We start from the raw sequence: 3,979 nt of genomic DNA, 5'->3' as shown, positions 1-3,979 counted from the left end.
TCGCCGATCTCGGCGCACCGGCATACGCCCTCAAGGCCCGCGTCCAGCTGCTGCGCGACCTCGGCTCGGCCGTCGCACCGTTCAATGCGTTCCTCATCGCGCAGGGCATCGAAACCCTCAGCCTGCGCATGGAACGGCATGTCGCCAACGCGCACAAGGTGGCCGAGTTCCTCGAGGCGCGGCCGGAAGTGGCGTCTGTCGGGTATGCGGGACTGCCGTCGTCGCCGTGGCACGAGCGGGCAAAGAAGCTGGCGCCCAAGGGCGCGGGCGCCATCGTGACGTTCGAACTGGTGGGCGGAATCGACGCGGGCAAGAAGTTCGTGGACGCGCTCACCCTGCACAGCCACGTCGCGAACATCGGCGACGTGCGGTCGCTCGTGATCCATCCCGCGTCCACCACCCACTCGCAGCTCTCTCCCGAGGAGCAGATCGCCACCGGAGTAACCCCCGGACTGGTCCGGCTGGCCGTCGGCATCGAGGGAATCGACGACATCGTCGCCGACCTCGTCACCGGCCTCGAGGCGGCAGCATCTTGACAGTGAGCACAGTTCAGTACCTGCCCGTGTCGAACGGAACCCTGGGCACCGTCGACATCGGTTCCCTCGAACTCGAAAGCGGCGACGTGATCCCGTCGGTCACGCTCGCTGTCCAGCGGTGGGGTGAGCTGTCCCCCAACCGGGACAACGTGGTGATGGTCGAGCACGCTCTCACCGGGGACTCCCATGTCACGGGCCCCGTCTCGGACGAACATCCCTCCCCCGGCTGGTGGACCGGAATGGTAGGACCGGGCGCACCGATCGACACCGGCGAATGGTGCGTCGTCGCGACCAACGTCCTCGGCGGTTGCCGCGGCACGACGGGTCCGGGTTCTCTTGCGGCGGACGGCCGACCCTGGGGCAGCCGGTTCCCGGAAATCTCCATCCGGGACCAGGTCGCCGCCGAGAAGAAGCTCGCCGACCTCCTCGGAATCGAGAAGTTCGCCTCGGTCGTCGGCGGTTCGATGGGCGGAATGCGCGCACTCGAGTGGGCCGTCACCTATCCCGGGCAGATCGCGTCGGCCCTGGTGCTCGCCGTCGGGGCCCGCGCGACAGCGGATCAGATCGGCACCCAGACCACGCAGATCGAGGCCATCACCAACGACCCCGACTGGCAGGGCGGCGACTATTACGGCACCGGCCGGATCCCCCGCAACGGGCTCGGGATCGCCCGCCGGATCGCGCATCTGACGTACCGCAGCGAGAACGAACTCGACTCCCGGTTCGCCAACTCCCCCCAGGAGGGTGAGGACCCGTGGCGGGGCGGACGATACTCCGTCGAAAGCTATCTCCAGCATCAGGCGGACAAGCTGGTGGCTCGTTTCGACCCGAGCACCTACGTGCTCCTCAGCGAAGCCATGAACCGGCATGACGTGGGTCGCGGACGAGGCGGCGTGGCTGCTGCGCTCGGTGCCATCACCGCGCCCGTCATCGTCGGCGGCGTCGACTCCGATCGGCTCTACCCACTGCGCCTCCAGGAGGATCTGGCCAACGCCATCCCTACCTGCGACGGTCTGCGTGTCATCAATTCCCGGGACGGTCACGACGGGTTCCTCACCGAAGCAGACTCCGTGGCAAAGCTGCTGTCGGAGACGATGGAACTCGCCCGCTCGAACCGCTAGTCGGTGCCGAGGGGGTCGATGGAGACGGCCAGCCAGACGATCGCTCCCCCGACTGCCACCAGCGCGCTGACATCGAAAGGCCTGCTGCGCACCGCAAGTAGCCCCACCCGTTCCGTCGGCATCATCAGCCGGAACGCGGCCGCGAGCAGTGTCGCGGCCCCGAACACGAGTGCTCCTCGTCGCCACCGGTCGGCCAGCACCAGACCGATGGCCGCCACGATGACGACGAGGACCGCCAGCATCGGCAAGTTCTTCTTCGCGAATCGCCCCCAGTCCGCCATGTCAGCCGAGGGACGCCGCGACGCGCTCAGCGCGCTCCACCACATTGGTCAGCAGGAAGGCCCGAGTCAGCGGTCCGACGCCGCCCGGGTTGGGTGACAAGAACCCCGCTACCTCGACGACATCCGGTGCCACGTCACCGCGCAACCCCTCCTCGGTCCGGCTGACGCCCACGTCGAGGACTGCGGCACCGGGTTTGACCATGTCAGCCGTCACCAGACCGGGAACTCCCGCTGCCGCGATGACGATGTCGGCGCGGCGGACCTCCGCGGCCAGATCCCGGGTACCGGTGTGGCAGAGGGTGACCGTGGCGTTCTCGCTCCGCCGGGTGAAGAGGAGGCCGATGGGCCGGCCGACCGTGATGCCTCGGCCGATGACCACCACATGGGCACCCGCGATCGGCACGTCGTAGCGGCGGAGCAGGTGCAGGATTCCCCGGGGGGTACACGGCAACGGCGCTTCCTTGCCCAGCACGAGCCGGCCGAGGTTCACCGGGTGCAGTCCGTCGGCGTCCTTGTCTGGGTCGATGCGCTCGAGTGCGGCGTTCTCGTCGAGATGCTTCGGAATCGGAAGCTGCACGATGTATCCGGTGCACTCCGGGTTGGCGTTGAGTTCGTCGATGGTGGCGTCGAGCTTCTCCTGCGCGATGTCGCCCGGCAGGTCACGTCGTATCGAGGTGATGCCGACCTTGGCGCAGTCGCTGTGCTTGCCACGCACGTACGCCGCGGATCCCGGGTCCTCTCCCACCAGAACGGTGCCGAGACCGGGGGTGATGCCCTTGTCCTTCAGCGCACTCACCCGCACCTTCAGGTCTTCGAAAATTTCGTCGCGGGTGGCCTTGCCATCGAGAATCGTTGCAGTCACGGGAACCATTGTTTCAGGTTCGCTGGACGCGCGTCAGGTCGGTTCCACCACGAGCCCGTGAGCAGTCGCATAGGCGATCGCCTGGGTGAGTTCGATCTTCGTCCGCTCCAGTGACGCCGAGGTCCACAGGTCCGCATCGATGTGGGCTCCACGCAGATCCGCGCCGTCGAGTCTGGTTCCGCCGGTGCGGGCACCGAGTAGATCAGCCGCACGCAGGACGGCGTCCCGCAAGTCGGTACGCACAAGGTTCGCCTCACGGAATCGGCAGTCGGTGAAATCGAGCCGGCGCAGGTCGGCACCGCCGAGCGAGACGAGCGTGAAGTCGCATTCTTCGACGTCCACCGGACGCAGCCGGCAATGGTCGAATTCGGATCCGAGAAAGCTGCAGTGACGGAACTCACTGTGCCACAGAGTGGTTCGCGTAAACCTACACGACCGGAACGCTGTTCCCACGTGGCGGGACTCGGCGAGGTCGGCTCCCGTGAAGTCGCATTCGGTGAATATCACCGACTCGGTGCGAAACCCGCTCAGATCGGCATCACGAAAGCTGCACTTCGTGAAGTGCCTGCGGTGCCATGTCTGCCCGGGTAGTCGGGCATCGTCGAAATTCTCGCCCACCACCTCGTCCGCTGATTCCATCCCACCATCATGCCCCGCTCCGACGCGGCCCCAGGAATTCAGTTCCGGCGATCCCACCGGAAGGAGCGCACCGCGAAGACACCGGCACCGGCGAGCCAGGCGGCCTGCACGGCGAGCGCAACACCGTTAACGGACGGCCCTGCGGGGTCGAGGGCCGACGCGAGCGAGTTCGCGAAGTGCTTCAGTGGAAAGACCGAGCCGACCGTGTCCATCCAGGCGGGGATGTCGCCGACGACGAACACATCGGAGAAGAACGACAGCGGCAGGAGGATCGCGAGCCCCGCCGCGCTGATGGCCTTGCTACTCGGCAACACCGCCGCCAGTGCGAAACCACAGGCCGCCGAGGTACCCGTGCCCAGCAGCATCACCGCTACGGCGAGCGGCACCCCGAACCCCGCGACCTCGAGGTCGAAGAAGATCAGGCCCACCGACAGCACGAGGGCACCGGTGAGCAGGGCGATCCACAGCGCGGACGCGGTCCGCCCGACGAGATACATTCCGGGGCCGAGTGGGGTTCCGCGCAGCCGTTGAAGCACACCC

The 3,979-nt window shown here is 67.2% G+C and carries 6 protein-coding genes; 2 read left to right on the top strand and 4 right to left on the bottom strand.

Annotated elements, in window-relative coordinates; genetic code table 11:
- Both WAW17_RS09695 and metX read left to right on the top strand, forming a co-directional pair.
- Positions 1-536, top strand: a 536-nt coding sequence (locus WAW17_RS09695) for a PLP-dependent transferase (protein ID WP_422332768.1), incomplete at its 5' end; no start/stop codon positions are given.
- The gene (gene metX, locus WAW17_RS09690) at positions 533-1,657 is read left to right on the top strand and encodes a homoserine O-acetyltransferase MetX (RefSeq protein ID WP_422332767.1); all 1,125 of its coding nucleotides are present in this window, start codon (positions 533-535) and stop codon (positions 1,655-1,657) included. The genes WAW17_RS09695 and metX, both read left to right, overlap by 4 nt.
- On the opposite strand, the gene WAW17_RS09685 is transcribed toward metX, so the two are convergent.
- The 4 genes from WAW17_RS09685 to WAW17_RS09670 all read right to left on the bottom strand — a co-directional run.
- The gene (locus WAW17_RS09685) at positions 1,654-1,938 is read right to left on the bottom strand and encodes a DUF3017 domain-containing protein (RefSeq protein WP_422332766.1); all 285 of its coding nucleotides are present in this window, start codon (positions 1,936-1,938) and stop codon (positions 1,654-1,656) included. The genes metX and WAW17_RS09685 overlap by 4 nt on opposite strands.
- Position 1,939: 1 nt before the next feature.
- Positions 1,940-2,800, bottom strand: a complete 861-nt coding sequence (locus tag WAW17_RS09680; protein ID WP_422332765.1) for a bifunctional methylenetetrahydrofolate dehydrogenase/methenyltetrahydrofolate cyclohydrolase — start codon at positions 2,798-2,800, stop codon at positions 1,940-1,942.
- A gap of 33 nt (positions 2,801-2,833) precedes the next feature.
- Positions 2,834-3,439: a pentapeptide repeat-containing protein gene (locus WAW17_RS09675; protein WP_422332764.1), complete on the bottom strand. Its 606-nt coding sequence runs from the start codon at positions 3,437-3,439 to the stop codon at positions 2,834-2,836.
- Between the two features lie 38 nt (positions 3,440-3,477).
- Positions 3,478-3,979: ABC transporter permease (locus WAW17_RS09670; RefSeq protein WP_422332763.1), on the bottom strand; the 502-nt coding region annotated here is incomplete at its 5' end.

The organism is Rhodococcus sp. (in: high G+C Gram-positive bacteria) (assembly GCF_049286785.1).
In the GTDB taxonomy this organism is placed as follows: domain Bacteria; phylum Actinomycetota; class Actinomycetes; order Mycobacteriales; family Mycobacteriaceae; genus Rhodococcus_F.
The sequence above is the reverse complement of the archived record's forward strand: the minus strand, read 5'-3'. Positions and strand labels throughout refer to the sequence as shown.